This is a genomic window from Roseomonas gilardii subsp. gilardii, from assembly GCF_023078375.1.
In the GTDB taxonomy this organism is placed as follows: Bacteria; Pseudomonadota; Alphaproteobacteria; order Acetobacterales; family Acetobacteraceae; genus Roseomonas; species Roseomonas gilardii.
In genome coordinates, this window is record NZ_CP095554.1 from 3,199,077 (window position 1) to 3,215,940 (window position 16,864).

Here is a 16,864-nt window from a genome sequence, read left to right on the forward strand (position 1 = left end):
GGACGGTATCAGGCCGCCGCCAGGATCACGCGGTTCCGGCCGCTGCGCTTGGCGCGGTACAGCGCGTTGTCGGCCTCCTGGATCAGCCGCACGGCATCGCCCTCACCGCCGGGGGCCGGCACCAGCGAGGCGGCGCCGATGCTGACCGTCACCGGTTCGATGGCGTTGAATTCCTGCGCGTGGTCGCTCTCGATGGCCATGCGGATCGCCTCCGCCACCACGCGCGCGCCCTCGGCATCGGTGCCGGGCAGGATGGCGGCGAATTCCTCCCCGCCGAAGCGCGCGGCCAGATCCCCGGGGCGGCGGATGCCGCTGTCGATGTGGCGCGCCACCATCCGCAGGCAGGCATCCCCGGCGGGATGGCCGAACCGGTCGTTGATCTGCTTGAAGTGGTCGATGTCGATCAGCAGCAGGGAGAGCGGCTGCCGGTTCCGCCCGCCGCGACGGGCCTCCTCCTCCAGCACCGCCTCGAAATGCCCGCGATTGGCGATGCCGGTCAGCCCATCGGTGATCGCCATGGTGGCGATGCGCTCATAGGCTTCCTGCAACTCGCGCTGCTGCCGCTTCAGCGCGGTGATGTCGGCGTGGCTGACGCAGCTCGTGCCATCCTCCATGCGCCGCTCGATCACGCGGCGCCACCGGTCCCCCGGCAGTTCCACCTCGAAGGCGGCACCGGCGAAACGCGCATTGTCGAGGAAGGCATCGAGCGCCGTGCCGGCCTGGCCCTCCCAGAGAAGCTGCAGCACCTCCCGGAAGGTGCGGCCGATGGCGGCCTCCTTGGAGGGCAGGTCGTAGAGCTCGATGAACTCCTGGTTGGCGTCGGTGATCTGGCCCCGCCGGTCCAGCACCGTCGCGCCGTCCGCCAGATGCATGAAGGGATCGACCGGGAGCCGGGCTTCCCGGTTCGGCAGAGCCTCCGTCAGTGCCTTCCAGACGCGCACGCGCCCACCGCGCGGCAGCGGCAGGGAGGAGACCAGCAGGCGGCGACCGCGATGCTCGAAGCTGAAGGGACGCATCTGGCTGCGATGCCGCGCGATCCCGGAGGCGACGAATTCCGGAAGGCGGTCGCGTTCCGGGCCGGTCAGACGGGCGGCGTAGAAACGCTCCAGGTTGCGGGCATAGGGCTCCCCGACATGCACATGGCCGTCATGTTCGGGGAAGAAGCGCAGGAAGGTCCGGTTCCACAACAGGGTCCGGTCCTCGGCATCGAACAGGCAGATCGCCAGCCCCTGGCTATCGAGGATCTGGCCGATGACGCCGATGGTGTCCAGCTCATCCATCGAGGCTTTCGCATGTAGGGGATCTGTCAGCCCGGCCATGACGTGCCGGTGGATGTCGCCATTCAAACACCGCTCCACGGAAACTCCGGCCTTCCCCAGTCGAATGGTTGCATTTCATACGGCATTTGCAACTTTCCTGCAGCAGCTTTTCGCCGCCTCCCCCGGCCGGAGTTTTCGGTCCGCTACCGGGTGGGCCGTGACGAAGCTCTCGCCATGGCGTTGAGGCCATGCAGCGGCCGCGCCGCGGAGGACCAGACCGTCAGAGGGCCCGAGAGGAAGCGAGATGAGCAACGGCATGAAGTCCACCCCGGCCATCCTGGATATCCTGGCGAGGCGACATGGCTTCAGCATGGAGGCGGCACAGGAGGCCCACCGCGCCCTTCGCGCCGGCAAGGGGCGGCAGGCACAGTTCAACCACCCCGAGCTCGGCGGCATGGGCCAATGGGCTGGGGACGGCATGGTCATGATCGGCGACATGTTCAACGGCGCGCTCAAGATCAGGGTCGATGCCCTGCTCGGCGACCTCGCGGCCAGGATGCGGGACATGCCGGCGGAGGACCAGCCGGAGGCCGCCCTGCCGGAAGGATCGGGCCGGAGCTGGTGGCCGGAGGGACTCGGCACGCCCGCCACCAGCGGGGCGCAGGACGGGCAGCGCTATGCCTGGTTCCCCGAGGCACGCCGCCTTGCCATCGAGGAGGCCGGGGCGGTCACCCTCTACGACACCGGCGAGCACCGGATCGGCGGCGTGTCGCAATCCCAGTCCGGCAGTGGATCCGGGCAGATGCGCTTCAGCAGCCAGCATGGCGAGCTGCGCCTGTCGGAGCTTCCGCTCGCCCCGAGGCCAGGCAGCGCGGCCGGCGCGCCGGAAGGAGCGGCGGATGGGCCGCTTTCCTCCCTGGAGCGCCTGGGCAGGCTCTACCAGCAGGGCCTACTGACCGAAGAGGAGTTCCGCGACAGCAAGGCGGCACTGCTGCGCCGCCTCTGATGCGGGCCGGGGGCCACCCCGGCCCTTCCGCCTCAGCGGCGCGTCACCAGCCCGTCCGCGATGTCGCGCTCCATCAGTGCCGGATCGCGCTCGGCCGGATCGCCCATGCCACCGCCGCCCGGCAGCTTGAGCAGCAGGCGGCGCCCCGCCGGGATGACCTGATAGCCCTTGGGCCGCAGCACCGTGCCGTCGTCCAGCCCGACCCAGCCCGGCGCGCCGTCCTGCCCGCCGTCGCGGCCCTTGGGCGCATTCTCCACGCGGTCGAAGATGGCGTTCACCGCGAACTCGGCCTCGCCCTTCGTGCCGATCTCCATGACCTGCCCCATGCCGCCGCGGGTGCGGCCGGCACCGCCGGAATCCGGGCGCAGCTCCTTCTTCCAGAAGATCACCGGGGCGACGTTCTCGGTCGCCTCCACCGGCATGGTCCGCACGCCGGAGGGGAAGGCGATGCCGTCCAACCCGTCCCGCTTCGGACGGGCGCCGGTGCCGCCGGAATTGAAGGTGATGATCTCGAAATCCGGCAAGGCGGCATTCTGTCCGCTCACCTCGGAGCCACCGCGCAGCGGCGGGTTCCACAGCGCCGAGGCGCCCTCCGCCGTCACCCGGTCCGGCACCGCCTGGTGCAGGCAGCCCATCATCAGGTCGGGCAGGAGCTGCCCGATGATGTGCCGCACCGCCACCGGATAGGGGCGCGGCGCGTTCAGGATGCAGCCCTCGGGGATCACCATGCGGAAGGGCAGAAGGCTGGCCCAGTTGTTCGGGATCTCCGGCGCCACGACGCATTTGATGCCAAAGCAGGCATAGGCGCGGCAATAGGCGGCCGGCACGTTGATGGCGCGCCCCGAGAGCCCCGAGGTGCCCTCGTAGTCCACCGCGATATGGTCGCCCGCGATGGTCATGGCCGCGCGCAGTTCGACCGGCGCCTCGTAGCCGTCGGAGCGGATCGAAGCCCGGTAGGTGCCCCGCGGCAACTTCGCGATCTCCGCCAGCGTGGCGCGCAGGCTGCTGTCGAAGATGAAGCCGGCGAGGTCGTCCAGGCCCTCCATCGCGAACTCGTCCATCATCTCGACGAGGCGCCGCACGCCGGCATCGTTGCAGGCGCAGAGGGAATAGACGTCGCCCTCCAGTTCCGCCGGGGTGCGGGTGCCGGCGCGCAGGATGTCGAAGAAGGTCTCGTTCGCCCTGCCCTGGTCGAAGCACTTCACGATGGGGATGTAGATCCCCTCCTCGAAGACCGAGCGCGCCTCCGGCCCCATGCCGCGCCCGCCGACATCGATGACATGCGCGGTGTTGGCGAAGAGGCCGACGATCCTGCCATTGCGGAAGGCGGGCGTGACCACCGTCAGGTCGTGCAGGTGCCCCGTGCCCAGCCAGGGATCGTTGGTGATGTAGTGGTCGCCCTCCTTCATGGTCTCGACCGGGAACTTCGCGAGGAAATGCCCGACGCTTTCCATCATGGAGTTCACATGCCCCGGCGTGCCGGTCACGGCCTGGGCCAGCATGCGCCCCTGCAGGTCAAAGATGCCGGCGGACAGGTCGCCCGCCTCCCGCACCGTGGTGCTGAAGGCGGTGCGGATCATGGTCTGCGCCTGTTCCTCCACCACGGCGATCAGGCGGTTCCACTGGATCTGCCGCTGGATCGCGGCGAGGGGGTTCGCCGCGGCCTTCTGCACGTCGTCCATCACGCGACCTCCCGGTTCAGTTCCAGATAGCCCAGCCCGTCCATGGCACAGCTCCAGCCCGGGCCGACCAGGGTGCTCGTCTCCGCCTCGGCGACGATGCAGGGCCCCTGCACCACCGCGCCGGGCGGGAAGGCCGCGCGGTCGTAGACCTGCCAGTCCGTGGCCTCGCCCGTCACCGTGTCGCACACCTTCTGCGTCCGCACCGGCCGGGGCGCCGGGGCCTTCGCGGCGGCCGCCACCGGGGCAGCCTTGTCGGTGAGGGTGGCAACGGTGAGCGCGAAGCTCAGGATCTCCACATCCGAGCCCGGCACCGGCCGGTCGTAGAAGCGGGCGTATTCGCTGTCATAGGCGGCGCGGATCGCGGCGATGTCGCCCTCCACCAGCGGCCGCGCGGGCAGTTCCACGGCGATCTCATGCCCCTGGCCGACATAGCGCATATAGGCGATGCGCTTCTCCTCCGTGGGCCGGCCGAAGGCGCCCGGCGCCACCATGGCGCTGGCCTCGCGCGACATCTCCTCCAGCAGCCCGTTCACCGCGGCGAGGTTGAAGGTCGCGAAGCGCTGGTAGAGCGAGCGCACGACCTCATAGCCCACGGGCGCCCGCAGGAAGCCGATGGCGGAGCCGACGCCGGCGCCCGAGGGCACCAGCATCCGGCGGATGCCGATCTTCTCCGCGACACGGTAGCCATGCACCGGCCCGCCGCCGCCGAAGGCGATCATGGCGCAGCCGTCGAAGCTCGTGCCTGCCTCGATGGCATGGACACGGGCCGCGTTGGCCATGTTCTCGTCCACCATCTCGATCACGCCCAGCGCCGCCATTTCCGGCGACAGGCCGAGCGGGCCGGCCACATGCGCCTCCAGCGCCGCCGCCGACTTCTCCGGATGCAGCGTCAGGCTGCCGCCCGCGAAGCTGGCGGGGTCGTAGCGGCCGAGCATCAGGTTGCTGTCCGTCACCGCGGGCCGCTCCCCGCCGCGCCCGTAGCAGGCCGGGCCCGGATCGGCACCCGCGCTTTCCGGCCCGACCTGGATCAGGCCGAGGCTGTCGATGCTGGCGAGCGAGCCGCCGCCGGCGCCGATCTCCACCATCTCCAGCACGGGGATGCGCAGCGGCAGGCCGGAGCCTTTCTTGAAGCGGCCGACGCGCGCCACCTCGAAGCTCCGGCTGGCATGGGGCGCGTAATCCTCGATCAGGCAGACCTTCGCCGTGGTGCCGCCCATATCGAAGGAGAGCACCTTCGGCAGCCCGCGCTGCCGCGCCACATGGGCGGAGAAGATCGCCCCGCCCGCCGGGCCGGATTCCACCAGCCGGATCGGGAAGCGCGAGGCGGTCTCGAAGGTGGTGAGCCCGCCGCCCGAGAGCATCATGAAGAGCGGCGCGGAGAGCCCCATCTCCCGCAGCCCGACCTGCAGCCGCGCGAGGTAGCGCGCCATCAGCGGCTGCACATAGGCATTGGCGACGGTGGTGGAGAAGCGCTCCCACTCCCGCATTTCCGGGCTGACCTCGGAAGACAGCGAAACCGAAAGCTCCGGCCAGAGGTCGCGCACGATGGTGGCGGCGCGGCGCTCGTGCTCCGGGTTGACGAAGCTGTGCAGGAAGCCGATCGCCAGCGCCTCGACACCCTGTTCCCGCATCACCGCGACCTGGGCGCGCACGGCGTCCTCGTCCAACGGCAGCAGCACCTGGCCGCGATGGTCCAGCCGCTCCGGCACCGGCAGGCGCAGGCGGCGCGGCACCAGCGGCTCCGGCAGGGCGATGTTCAGGTCGTACTGGTCGTAGCGGCTTTCATTGCCCAGGGCGAGCACGTCGCGGAAGCCCTCGGTGGTCAGCAGCGCGGTCTTCGCGCCCTTGCGCTCGATCACCGCATTGGTGGCCAGCGTCGTGCCGTGTACCAGCAGCGACACCTCGGAGGCGGCGAGCCCGGCCTTGGCCAGCACCGCGCGCACGCCTTCCAGCAGCCCCTTCTCCGGCGCCGCCGGGGTGGTCAGCACCTTGGCCGTCCAGCGCTCCGTGCCGGCCTCCGTGACCCGTTCCACGGCGAGGTCGGTGAAGGTGCCGCCGATATCGGCGGCCAGGCGGATATCGGCGCTCATCGGTCTGCTTCCGCCGGGGGAAAGGCTTGCGGCGCAAGGAGGCGCTGCGGCATCGGTGTCACTCCACGGTTCAGGCCGCGCAAGGGGCAGAGCCTAGCCCCCGGCGCGTGGTGCGGATGTCGCCAGCAAGGAACGTGCCGGGCATCCGCCGATCCTGCGCCCGGGTTCTCCGCGCGAAAAGCCTCCCCCGCTCCCTGACCGCCTCCGGGCGGAGCCGCTCAGGCGACCGAGACCGCCTTGATGTTCACGAACTCCCGGATGCCGAAATGCGAGAGTTCCCGCCCATAGCCGCTCTCCTTCACACCCCCGAAAGGCAGGCGCGGATCGGAGACCACGGGCTGGTTGACGAAGGCCGCGCCGCATTCCAGCGCCTCGGCGGCGATCCGTTCACCGCGCGCCAGGTCCCGGGTGAAGACGCCGCCGCCCAGGCCGAAGGCCGAGGCATTGGCCACGGCGATGGCCTCCGACTCGTCCCGCACCCCGATCACCGAGGCGACGGGGCCGAAGATCTCCTCGTCATGGGCCGGCATGCCCGGCTTGAGGCCGGTGAGGACCGTGGCCGGATAGAAGGCACCCGGCCCGTCCGGCACCTCCCCACCCAGCAGCAGCCGCGCGCCCTGGTCGATGCTCTGCCGCACCTGCCCGTGCAACTCGTCGCGCAGGTCCCGCCGGGCGATGGGGCCGTATTCGGTGTCCTTGTCGAAGGGATCGCCGAAGCGGCCAGCCTTCATCGCCTCCACCAGCAGCGCCTCGAACCGCTCGCGGACGGATTCGACCACGATGAAGCGCTTGGCGGCGATGCAGCTCTGGCCGGAATTGATCAGCCGTCCCTTGGCGCAGGCCGTGGCCGCCGCCTCCAGCTCGGCATCCTCCAGGATCAGGTAGGCATCGCTGCCGCCCAGCTCCAGCACCGTTTTCTTCAGCACCGAGCCCGCCTTGGCCGCCACCTTGCGCCCGGCCGGGCCGCTGCCGGTCAGGGTCACGGCGCGGACCAGCGGATGTTCGATCACCGCATCCACCGCATCGCTGCCGATCAGCAGGGTGCGGAACAGGTTGCGCGGGAAACCCGCCTCACGGAAGATCTCCTCGATCGCCAGGGCGCAGCCAGGGACGTTGGAGGCATGCTTCAGCACCCCGGCATTGCCCGCCATCAGGCCGGGCGCGGCGAAGCGGAAGACCTGCCAGAAGGGGAAGTTCCAGGGCATCACCGCCAGCACGACGCCGAGCGGGTTGAAGGCGACGAAGCTCTTGCGCGCCTCCGTCGGGGCATCCTCGCGGCTCAGGAAGCGCTCCGCGTTCTCCGCGTAGAAATCGCAGGTCGTGGCGCATTTGCGGGCCTCGGCCTCGCCCGCCGTCACCGGCTTGCCCATCTCGGTCGCCATCAGCCGGCCGAATTCCGGGGCGCGGTCGCGCAGGATGGCGGCCGCCCTGCGCATCGGCGCCGCGCGCTCGGCGAAGCTGGCGTGGCGCCAGTCGAGGAAGGCCCGGTGCGCCGCCTCCACGGCCCGCGCCACCTCCGCGGGCGGCAGGACCTCGTATTCCTTCACGGTCCGGCCGTTCACCGGATTCACCGAAGCGATCGCCATGCGGGGGCCTCCTCTGTGCTCGCGCGGAGCCGGGCAGGATGCCGCGCCGGGTCCCTCGAGAAGGGCCGGCGTGGTCCGGAGGCTTATCTAGGCAGGCATCCGCGAGGATCGGCCCGGGTGACGGGCTCGTGATGCGCCAGGCCCGGAAAGGCCACCCACAGGGAAGGCACCGGCGCGGTCAGACATGCTGCCCGCCATTGATGTGGATCTCCGCCCCGTTGATGTAGGAGGAGGCCTGGGAGCAGAGGAAGAGGATGGTCTCCGCCACCTCCCGCGCCTCGCCCAGCCGCCGCATCGGGATCTGCTCCTCGACGATCTTCTCCGTGCCGGGCGAGAGGATGCTGGTGCGGATCTCGCCCGGGGCGATGGCGTTCACGCGGATGCCATGGGCGCCGAACTCATGCGCCATCTCCCGCGTCAGGGCGTTCAGCGCCGCCTTGGAACAGGCATAGGCGGGCCCGGCGAAGGGATGCACGCGCGAGCCGACGATGGAGGTGACGTTGACGATGTTGCCGCCCGCCGCGTGCAGCTCCTCGAACAAGCCGCGCGCCAGCAGGGCGATGGAGAAGAGGTTGACGTTGAAGACCGCGTTCCAGGCGGCATAGTCCGTCTGCATCACCCCCATGCGGCTGCCGCCCGGCCCCTTGGGGGAGATGCCGGCATTGTTCACCAGCGCATGCAGCCTCCCGTCCGGCAGGCGCTGCTTCACCAGGGCGATCAGCTCGCCCACCTGCACCGGGTCGGAGAGATCGGCCTGGAGATGGCTTTCCCGCGCCTCGGGCCAGCGGCATTCCTCGGAAAAGGGCTGCCGCGACACGGTGAGGATCCGCCAGCCTTCCTCCTGGAAGCGCTTGACCGTGGCATGGCCGATTCCCCGGCTGGCCCCGGTCAGCAGCATGGTCTTGCGGGATGTGGACATGCGGGACCCCTCGGTGCGCTGCCGTCCCTCCCTATTCCCTCCCCCGCGCCGCGACCAGCGTCAATTCGGGATGCCACGCCTTCCCCTCGCCGCACCGCCCGCAACAAGGCGGCGATGCGGCGGGGTGCCCGTTCAGAACAGGCTTTCGAAGCCGACCTTCGGAAAGGCGTCGAGATGCGTGCCCGGCGTGGCGTTCAGCACCTCCACCCCGTTCGCCGCGCCCCAGAGGTGGCAGTAGCTGTAGCAGACCTCCGACCAGGCGGTGCGCGGCGGCACGAAGATGCGGTTGCTGGTGTAGTTGTTGGTGAAGTGCGTCGGCCCCTGGGCGGTGTTGCCTTCCCAGAAGTCGAAGCCCAGCCGGGTGCGCTTCACCAGCTCTTCCGGCGGGATATGCGCCGTCGGATTCGGGTCCTGCTCGTCCTGCCCGCGCCGCCGCACCTTGGCGATCGGGTAGGAATGGTCCACCCCCACCAGCACGATCGGGTTGCAGCCCATCATGGCGGCGATCTGGATCAGCACGATCGTGACGGTGAAGCTGTTGAACAGCATCGCCGGCGTTTCCCCGAACTGCGGGAAGTTCAGGATCTGCTCGCCCGCCACGATCTCGCCCGGCATCGGCGCCGGCACCTGATTGGGCATGCGCAGGAAGCCGAGATACTCGAAGGGGATGAACTTGATGGATTCCGCATCCATCCCCGCCTCGTATTCCTCGCGGTACATCTCGATCTGCAACCGGTCCGAGATGGCCCAGTAGGGGAAAGCCAGGCCCCAGTCGGCATAGCCCATGAAGGAGCGGTTGGAGCCGAGGGCGATCTCCCCCTTCAGCCGCCCCATGTCGATCTGCCGCAGGCTGGGCCCGTTGCCGACCACGAAAGCGCGCTGCCCCGCATGGCGGTTGCGGAAGGTGTCCAGCAGCAGCGGCAGCTCGATCCGCAGTTCCCGCGTCCGGCCCAGGAAGTGGAAGCGCCGGGCGCCAAGCGCATGCATCACCCGCACCGCCGGATAGCGGTCGTTCCAGGCGGGCTGTTCCTCGCCGCTGAGGAAGACCATGGACATGCGCGCGGGCTCGCTGAGGATCACCGCCTCCCGCGCCCCCACCGGCCCCAGCAGCGGGCGCAGCCGCAGCGCTTCCGGCCGGTCCGGCGAATCCGGGATGGCGTGATGCACCAGGCCGTGGCGCCGCGCGATGCCGGCGGCGATCGGGGCGTCCTCCTCGTCCGACAGGATGACCGGCACGCTGCCGCCGAAAAGACGGTTCGGCGCCGCGCGGAGCCATTCCTCGGCCAGGTCGGCATCCGCCGCATTCACATGGACGAAGCTCATGCCGCCACCTTCACCTTATCCTTGCCCGCCGGGTCCTGGGCCACCGCTTCCTTGCCCGCAGGCCCAGACTCGGCCGGTTTCTTCACCGCCTCCGCCCTGGCCACCTTCGCGGCATCCGCGGGCTTCTCCGCCGCCTTTGCCGGGGACTTGGGCGCCGGGGGTGCCGGTTTCGGTTCGGCCGGGGCCGGCGGCTTCGCGGCGGCGGCGGGCTTCTCCGGTTTCTTCTCCGCCGGGGGCGGAGGCCGGTCCACGGCCAGCAGCAGCGGCCCGGCGAGGCGGCCGCCGCCCGGATGCGGCAGGCTGCGGGTCAGGCGCAGCTCCAGCCGCCCGGACCCGGCTCCCTCCACAGGGGCTTCGAGCGCCACCACATCCCCCAGCCCGGCGAATTCCGCCGGGACCGGCACGGGCCGCAGCGCCAGCGGCTTGCCCTCCAGCGTCACGGACAGGGTGCCGAAGGGCGAGAGGTCGGCGGGCGCCAGGAGCAGGCGGAGGGAGCCCACCGGCCCCTCCACCGGCGGCAGGGTGAGCATGGCCGCCGGCGCAGGGCCGATCCGGCGCGACGGCAACCCCTGGAGGAACTCCACCTCCCAGAAGCCGGACAGGGTCAGGTTCTCCCGCAGCAAAAGGCGCCGGGCCTCCGCCGCATGGGCCATCGCGACGGGGAGCAGGGCGTTCATGCGGCCTCCGCGGTGGAAAGGGGCACGGATTCGGCGATGCCCCGCCCCACCCGGACAGGCTCGATCTCCTCCAGCGCCGCATAGGGGGCGCCGGGCAGGACCGGCACCGGCAGGGTGCCGGAGGCCAGCTCCCTCGGCGTCGCCAGCGGCCAGGGGCTGCCGATCGCGGAGGCACCGCCCAGGGCGAGGATGGGGATGCCGCGCGCCGCCATGGCGCCGCAGAAGGGCGCGACGCAGGCCGACGGGGCGAAATCCACCACGCCGCGCACCAGGGCGGGGTCCAGCAGCAGGGCGGAGGCCGCCCAGGCCACCGGGAGATCCCGCGGCAGGCCCAGCCTGGCCCGCAGGCTCTCCACCGGCTCCAGCGGCGGCGCATCCACCACGCAGAGCAGCGACAGCGCCGCCTTGCGCAGCGGCGCGGCGAGGCGCGACATGGCCTCGCGCAGCACCGCCGGTTCGGCCAGGGTGGCGTCGAGCAGCAGCCAGGGCCCCTCCCCCACGCCTTCCGGCGGCGTCATGCCGGGCAGGGTCAGGGCGCGCAGCAGCCCCGGCCCATCCAGGCCGATCATCCCGGGGCCCGCCTGCAAGCCGAAGCCCAGCCGCCCTGCCCGGAACGCCCCCAGCTCCGTGCCGAGCAGCAGCGTGGTGGCGCGCAGCCCGTCCGGAATGGCGCTGCGCCGCTTGGCCCCGCGCATGATCACCCGCCCCAGCCCCGGCTCGGCCGACAGCAGCGACAGGCTATGGGCCAGGGCGTCCTCGCCCGGATGCAGGTCGTTCACCAGCAGCAGCCCGTCGCAGAGCTCCTGCCAGCGGGACAGGTCCGGGGTGAAGCCATGCGGATTGCCGTGCAGCAGCAGCAGCAGCGGCCCGCGCCGGCGCAGCTCGGCCAGCAGCGCGCGTTCCGCCGCGCCGCGCAGGTGGTCGAGGACCGTCCCCTTCCCGATCACCACCAGGGTCGCATCGGAGGACGGGTCCTCCAGCAGCCCGGGCGGCAGCCAGGCGAGGTCGGCGCCGTAGCGCGCACCCTTGCCCCGGCGCATCCGCGTCGGCGCGGTGGCGATCGCATGCGCCACCTCCCCGCCCCGGATGAATTCCACCCGCACCTCCTCTCCGGGCAGGTCCGGCGCCCGGCCGTTCAGGGCAAAGCCGGAATAGGCATCGCCATAGGCGCGGTTCTTGTTGTGCAGCCCGGTCTGCAGCCGGTCCGGCAGGGTCTCGCCAAGCAGCTCGCCATCGAGCAGCACGCGGATCGCCTCCACGCGCGGGCGGGACAGGACATGCCCTTCCACCTCCAGCACCCCGTATTCGTCGAGCGCGACGCGCTTCAGCTCGGCCAGGATCGGCAGGCTGGTCGGGTCCTCGCCCTGCGAGAGATGCGGCTCCGCCACGCCCGGCGCGGCCTTCTCCCACTTCGCCGGCAGGGCCTGCACCGCGACGCCGGCACGGCTGTAGCCAACCAGGGTGAAGGCGCCCGCCGCCTCCAGCATCCAGCTTTCCTCGGGGCCGAGATGGGCGCTGAAGCCCGGTGTCTGCTGTGGGAAGCCTTCCAGCTTGCCCATCACGTCGGGCCGCGCTCTTCCGCCCTGCAGCCAGACCCGGCGCGGCCCGGCGAAGCCTTCCAGCAGGAAGGGCACGGGCGCCCCGGCCGCCCAACCATGGACCAGGCTGCTGCCGGCCTCGCGCAGGAACTTCATGCCGCCGCTGCGCCACCAGCTCGGCGGCTTGGCCGGCCGCGCCTTGGCCAGCTCCACCAGGTCATAGACCCGTGTGGCATGGTCCAGCACCTCGCCCGAGGCGGAGAGCACGACGGCGCTGACCTGCACCGCATGGCTCATGGCGACATGCGGGCGCACCAGCCCGAAGCCGCATTCCTCCATGCCGATCCAGGGATTCTCCTTGAGCACGTCCTTGCGCACCATGCCGCGCACCGCCTCGCCGAGCAGTTCGCCATCGGCGCGCAGCACCACGCGGGCATCGGGCGGCGCGGCGGCCCAGCCCTTGATCTCCAGCAGCCAGCCCGGATGCATCACCGCCGCGCCCAGGTTGAGCCGCTTGGGCTCCGGCCGCTTCGGCAGCTTCGCCGGCACCGCGATCACCGGCTTCGGCGGCAGCGGCTTCGCCAGGAAGCTCTCCAGTGCCGCCAGCGCCGCCTGCCCGCAGCGTTCCACCGAGGAAACGGCCTCCACCACCCGCGGCAGATGCGCCCAGTCCTCCGGCGAGGACTTCATCACCCGCAGCACACCCTCGCGCAGCTTCGCCACGTCACCGACCGGCGCGGTGATCAGCGCGTCGCCGCAGACCTCCTTCACCACGTCGAGGTCGTAGCACACGCAGGGCGTGCCCACGGTCAGCGCCTCGATCGGCGGCAGGCCATAGCCCTCGAACCAGGAGGGATAGAGCAGCATCCGCGCCCGCCGCAGCTCGACGAATTTCTGCGTGTCGCTGGCCAGCGGATACACCTCGACCTCGACGCCGTAGCGCCGGGCCACCGGCACCAGCGCGTCGCGATAGGCCTCGTCCAGCTTCGGGCTGCCGACGATCAGCGACAGCGTCCAGCCGCGCATCTCCTCGCAGAGCACGTCGATCAGGTCGCCCGCGCCCTTGTGCGGGTCGCGCGGCCGCACGAAGCTCAGGATGCGCTTCTCGCGGTACTGCACCGCCGCCCGCGCCGCCGCGTCGAGGTTGATCGGCTGGTGCCAGTGCCCGAATTCCAGCCGCTCGTCATCGTACCAGAGGCGCGCGTATTTCTCGGATTCGCGGGAATTGCTGAGGATCAGCACGCCGTTCTCGGCGACATCCTCGGTGGCGAGCTTCCATTCGCGCCACAGCACCTCGTCGCGCGGCACCGGCACGGCGGCGTTGAACCAGTTCGGCGTCTCGAAGTTGAAGATGCACATCCGCGCCCCGCGCCGCCGCGCGAAGCCGCGCGCGCCGACATAGACCATGCGGTCCAGCGACTGGGTCGGGATCAGCACCACGACGTCGAAGCGGCCTTCCGGCAGCGCCGTCAGGAAGTCCTTGGTGACATGGATGCCGATCTTCCCCGGCCGCCCGAAGGCGTGCAGGTCCTCGTGGAAGACGGGGACATGGTTGGTGACGAAGGCCACCTCGGCCCCGGCGCGGGCAAGGCACTGCGCCAGCACATAGGCCGCGAGCCGGCCGCCGCCGTAATTGCCGGGCGCGTTGGTGACGAAGATCGCGACCCGCATCAGGCGGCCCTCCTCCGATCGCGTGCGATGATCCGGATGCCCTCCGCCTCCAGCCGCCGCAGCGCGGGGGCCAGGGCGGCCGCCTCGGCCGGCGCGATGGCCAGGCGCAGCGAGACGCAGCCGGCATGCAGCACGAAGGCCAGCAGCGGCAGCAGCCGGGACGAGGCAGCCGGTGTCCTGGCTCCCTGGGAAAGCTCCGGGGAAAGAAGCGGGGCGAGCCATGCCTCGCCATAGCCGATGGTCGCGCCCGCGCCCCGCGATGGCGGCCGCCCCCAGAAGGCCGGGGCGCGCGCATCGAACAGGCTGGCGAGGCGGCCACGGCGCGGATCGCCGGCCCAGCCCAGTTCCACCACATCTGCCTCCAGTCCCGGCTCGCCACCAGCGAGGAGCACCAGGTCCTCCTCGCTGGGCGAGGGACGGTAGACGGCGGCATCGGCCAGCAAAGCGATGCCGCCCGCCCGGATGCCGCGCAGCGCCGTGAGGGCGCGCCGGTCGCCGGTCGAGGGCCCCGGCAGCAGCGGTATCGCCTCCAGCCCCCATTCCTCGACGATGGCCGCCAGCGCCTCGCCCTCCGCGCCGACAGCCGGCACCAGAAGCCGCGCCACGCCGTCGCGCATCGCGCGCGCCAGGGGCTTCACGGGGGGCTGCACGCCGGACCCCGTGGCGCCGCCCAGGGCATAGAGCCGGCCCCGCGCCAGTCTCGACAGCTCTCCGGTCCACTCGTTGACTTCCGTGCCGTCCAGCAGCAACCCGGTCCGCCCCTCGCCCTCCGGATCGGCGAGGCGCGCCTCCAGCACAAAATGACGCAGCGCCCGGTCCAGGGCCTCGGTCGAAGGGCCTGTCATGGGCAGGCCCAGCCCGCGCGCAAGCCCCGCGGCCGGCGCCCCGTCCCGCAGCACGACGGACGGCACCTCCGGGCAGATGCGGGAAAGGCTGGCGCGCAAGGGCTCGGAGGAAAGGATGACCCTGATGCCACGCAGCCTGTCGCGCATCTGCCCCACCAGCTTCTGCCGGTGCTGCGGGATGTAGACGAGGCGCGGCGCCGTCACCGCCTCGGCCGACAGCAGGCAGGCGCGCGGGAAGGCCAGCGCCGGCTTGCCGAAGCGCAGCAGCAATTGCGGGGTCTCGCCCAGCAGCAGGGCGGGCAGGCGCACGCCCTCGGCGGGCTTGGCGATGCGCTGCATCACCTGTTCCAGCGCGGGATCGCCGGGGAAGGGTTCCCATTCCGAGGCGGGCTGGCCACGGGTCGGCACGGCCAGCATCGCCAGATCGAAATGCGCCAGCATCCGGGCCGTGGCGTCGGCGAAGCTCCCGGCATCGGAGACCAGCAGGAGCCAGGGGGAATGCCCTTCCCCGCGCAATCCCGCGGCCAGCGCGCAAAGCCTGTCCCAGCCCGAACCCTCGGTCGCCATGGCGAGGAACAGCACCACCGCGCCCGGTCCTTCGCGCAGGGCCGCCACCGCATCGGGGCAGCGCGAGACCAGGGCGGGCGACGGGCGGTTCGCGGCCAGTGGGCCCAGGCAGCCATGCGGCCGCAGGGCGCGGTCGTGCCGCCCGTCCTTCGTGGTGACGGTCAGCACCGGCACGACATCGCGCTCCGGCAGGTGCAGGCGGGCCTCGAAACGGCCCTCGCCCAGCGGATGCACCACCTCCGGCGCGTCCTGACCGATATCGAGGAGGACGCTCCCGGTATCCGTGCCCGCCAGGTCCATCCGCAATGTGAAGAAACCGGCCTCATCGAGACTGGCCTCGATGACCTGCCCCGGCGCGGCTGTATCAGGGCAGCCGCCACCCTCGGGTTCGTAAGCGATCATGTCCGGTTGTCGGCGCTCGCGGAACATTGAAGTTGCACCTTTCAGCATGCCCACAACCAGAGCAAGCGTTAATGGTGTTTACCTAAAGAGACAGACGCAGACTCCCGAATTGTCTCAACTTCTGAGAAGCGTTATAAACGTTTTACACACTAAATGGTTGTATCATGCAATCTTGCGGTGCAAAATAACCCCAAGTTTACCCACCCATGGTTGTCGTCCTCGGGGTCGTCAACCCGGGCAGCCACCAAAAAAGGGACTCACCGCATGAAAGTGGGGATCATCGGCTACGGGAAGATGGGGCAGATCCGCGCCAACGCCATCGAGGGCGGACGGCATGCGGAGATCGCCACCGTCTTCGACACGGCACGCCTGCCGGACTGCCCGTATCCCTATGCCAGCTCGGCCGAGGAGATCATCGCCGATCCCAGCCTCGACGCGGTCTTCGTCTGCACGCCGAACTGGCTGAACCGCCCGCTGACCATCGCCGGTCTGCGCGCGGGCAAGCACGTCTTCTGCGAGAAGCCTCCCTGCTTCAACGGCACCGAGATGCGCGAGATCATCGGTGTCGAGCGGGAATGCGGCCGGGTCCTGATGTACGGCTTCAACCACCGGCACCACGGCGCGATCCTGCGCATGAAGGAGATGGTGGAGGAAGGCGAGTTCGGCCGCATCCTCTGGATGCGCGGCCGCTACGGCAAGAGCGTGGACGGCGACTACCTGAAGGGCTGGCGCGCCGACCGGAACCTCGCCGGCGGCGGCATCCTGCTCGACCAGGGCATCCACATGCTCGACCTGCTGCTGCACCTGAACGGCCGCCCGTTCGACGAGGTGCAGGCCATGGTCTCCAACCTCTACTGGAAGACGCCGGGCATCGAGGACAACGTCTTCGCCCTGATGCGCGACAGCGCCACGGGCTGCGCCGTCTCCTTCCACTCGACCATGACCCAGTGGCGGCACCTCTTCTCGCTGGAGGTCTTCCTGGAGCGTGGCTACCTCACCCTGAACGGGCTCAAGACCTCCTCCGGAACCTATGGCGAGGAAGTCCTGACCATCGCTCGCAACCGCGCCAAGGCACCGGCCGCGAGCTTCGACAGCGAGGAGAAGATCCACTTCGAGGTGGATGCCTCCTGGCAGCGCGAGGTGGACGCCTTCTTCGAGTCGGTGCGCACCGGCTCGCCCGTCACCTACGGCTCCTCGGCGCAGGCGCTGCAGGTGCTCGACCTGATCGACCGCATCTACGCCCATGAACGGCACGAATCCGCCAATCTGCGCGAGATGCTCCTGGGACATGCGGACTGA

At 70.7% G+C, this 16,864-nt stretch carries 11 protein-coding genes; 2 read left to right on the forward strand and 9 right to left on the reverse strand.

Going from position 1 to position 16,864, the window contains the following annotated elements; genetic code table 11:
- Positions 1–8: 8 nt before the first annotated feature.
- Positions 9–1,280: a sensor domain-containing diguanylate cyclase gene (locus tag MVG78_RS14720; protein WP_247552675.1), complete on the reverse strand. Its 1,272-nt coding sequence runs from the start codon at positions 1,278–1,280 to the stop codon at positions 9–11.
- Between the two features lie 283 nt (positions 1,281–1,563).
- Here MVG78_RS14720 and MVG78_RS14725 point away from each other — a divergent pair, with 283 nt between their 5' ends.
- A complete protein-coding gene (locus MVG78_RS14725) occupies positions 1,564–2,265 on the forward strand; it encodes an SHOCT domain-containing protein (RefSeq protein WP_247552677.1) in 702 nt (233 codons plus the stop codon).
- 32 nt (positions 2,266–2,297) lie between these two features.
- Here the strand turns inward: MVG78_RS14725 and MVG78_RS14730 are convergent, their stop codons facing one another.
- The 8 genes from MVG78_RS14730 to MVG78_RS14765 form a co-directional block, all read right to left on the reverse strand.
- Positions 2,298–3,947, reverse strand: coding sequence for a hydantoinase B/oxoprolinase family protein (locus tag MVG78_RS14730; protein ID WP_247552679.1), 1,650 nt, complete (start codon positions 3,945–3,947; stop codon positions 2,298–2,300).
- Positions 3,947–6,037, reverse strand: coding sequence for a hydantoinase/oxoprolinase family protein (locus tag MVG78_RS14735; RefSeq protein WP_247552681.1), 2,091 nt, complete (start codon positions 6,035–6,037; stop codon positions 3,947–3,949). The genes MVG78_RS14730 and MVG78_RS14735 overlap by 1 nt, the downstream gene beginning before the upstream one ends.
- A gap of 218 nt (positions 6,038–6,255) precedes the next feature.
- Positions 6,256–7,623: an NAD-dependent succinate-semialdehyde dehydrogenase gene (locus tag MVG78_RS14740; protein ID WP_247552683.1), complete on the reverse strand. Its 1,368-nt coding sequence runs from the start codon at positions 7,621–7,623 to the stop codon at positions 6,256–6,258.
- 178 nt (positions 7,624–7,801) lie between these two features.
- Positions 7,802–8,542, reverse strand: a complete 741-nt coding sequence (locus MVG78_RS14745; protein ID WP_247552685.1) for an SDR family NAD(P)-dependent oxidoreductase — start codon at positions 8,540–8,542, stop codon at positions 7,802–7,804.
- 132 nt (positions 8,543–8,674) lie between these two features.
- Positions 8,675–9,865: a motility associated factor glycosyltransferase family protein gene (locus MVG78_RS14750; protein ID WP_247552687.1), complete on the reverse strand. Its 1,191-nt coding sequence runs from the start codon at positions 9,863–9,865 to the stop codon at positions 8,675–8,677.
- Positions 9,862–10,542, reverse strand: coding sequence for a hypothetical protein (locus MVG78_RS14755; protein WP_247552689.1), 681 nt, complete (start codon positions 10,540–10,542; stop codon positions 9,862–9,864). The genes MVG78_RS14750 and MVG78_RS14755 overlap by 4 nt, the downstream gene beginning before the upstream one ends.
- The gene (locus MVG78_RS14760) at positions 10,539–13,751 is read right to left on the reverse strand and encodes a glycosyltransferase (protein WP_247552690.1); all 3,213 of its coding nucleotides are present in this window, start codon (positions 13,749–13,751) and stop codon (positions 10,539–10,541) included. Before MVG78_RS14760 ends, MVG78_RS14755 begins: the two co-directional genes overlap by 4 nt.
- Entirely contained in the window at positions 13,751–15,565 is a 1,815-nt protein-coding gene (locus MVG78_RS14765) for a hypothetical protein (protein ID WP_247552692.1), read from the reverse strand. The genes MVG78_RS14760 and MVG78_RS14765 overlap by 1 nt, the downstream gene beginning before the upstream one ends.
- Before the next feature lie 264 nt (positions 15,566–15,829).
- Here MVG78_RS14765 and MVG78_RS14770 point away from each other — a divergent pair, with 264 nt between their 5' ends.
- Positions 15,830–16,864, forward strand: a complete 1,035-nt coding sequence (locus MVG78_RS14770; RefSeq protein ID WP_247552694.1) for a Gfo/Idh/MocA family protein — start codon at positions 15,830–15,832, stop codon at positions 16,862–16,864.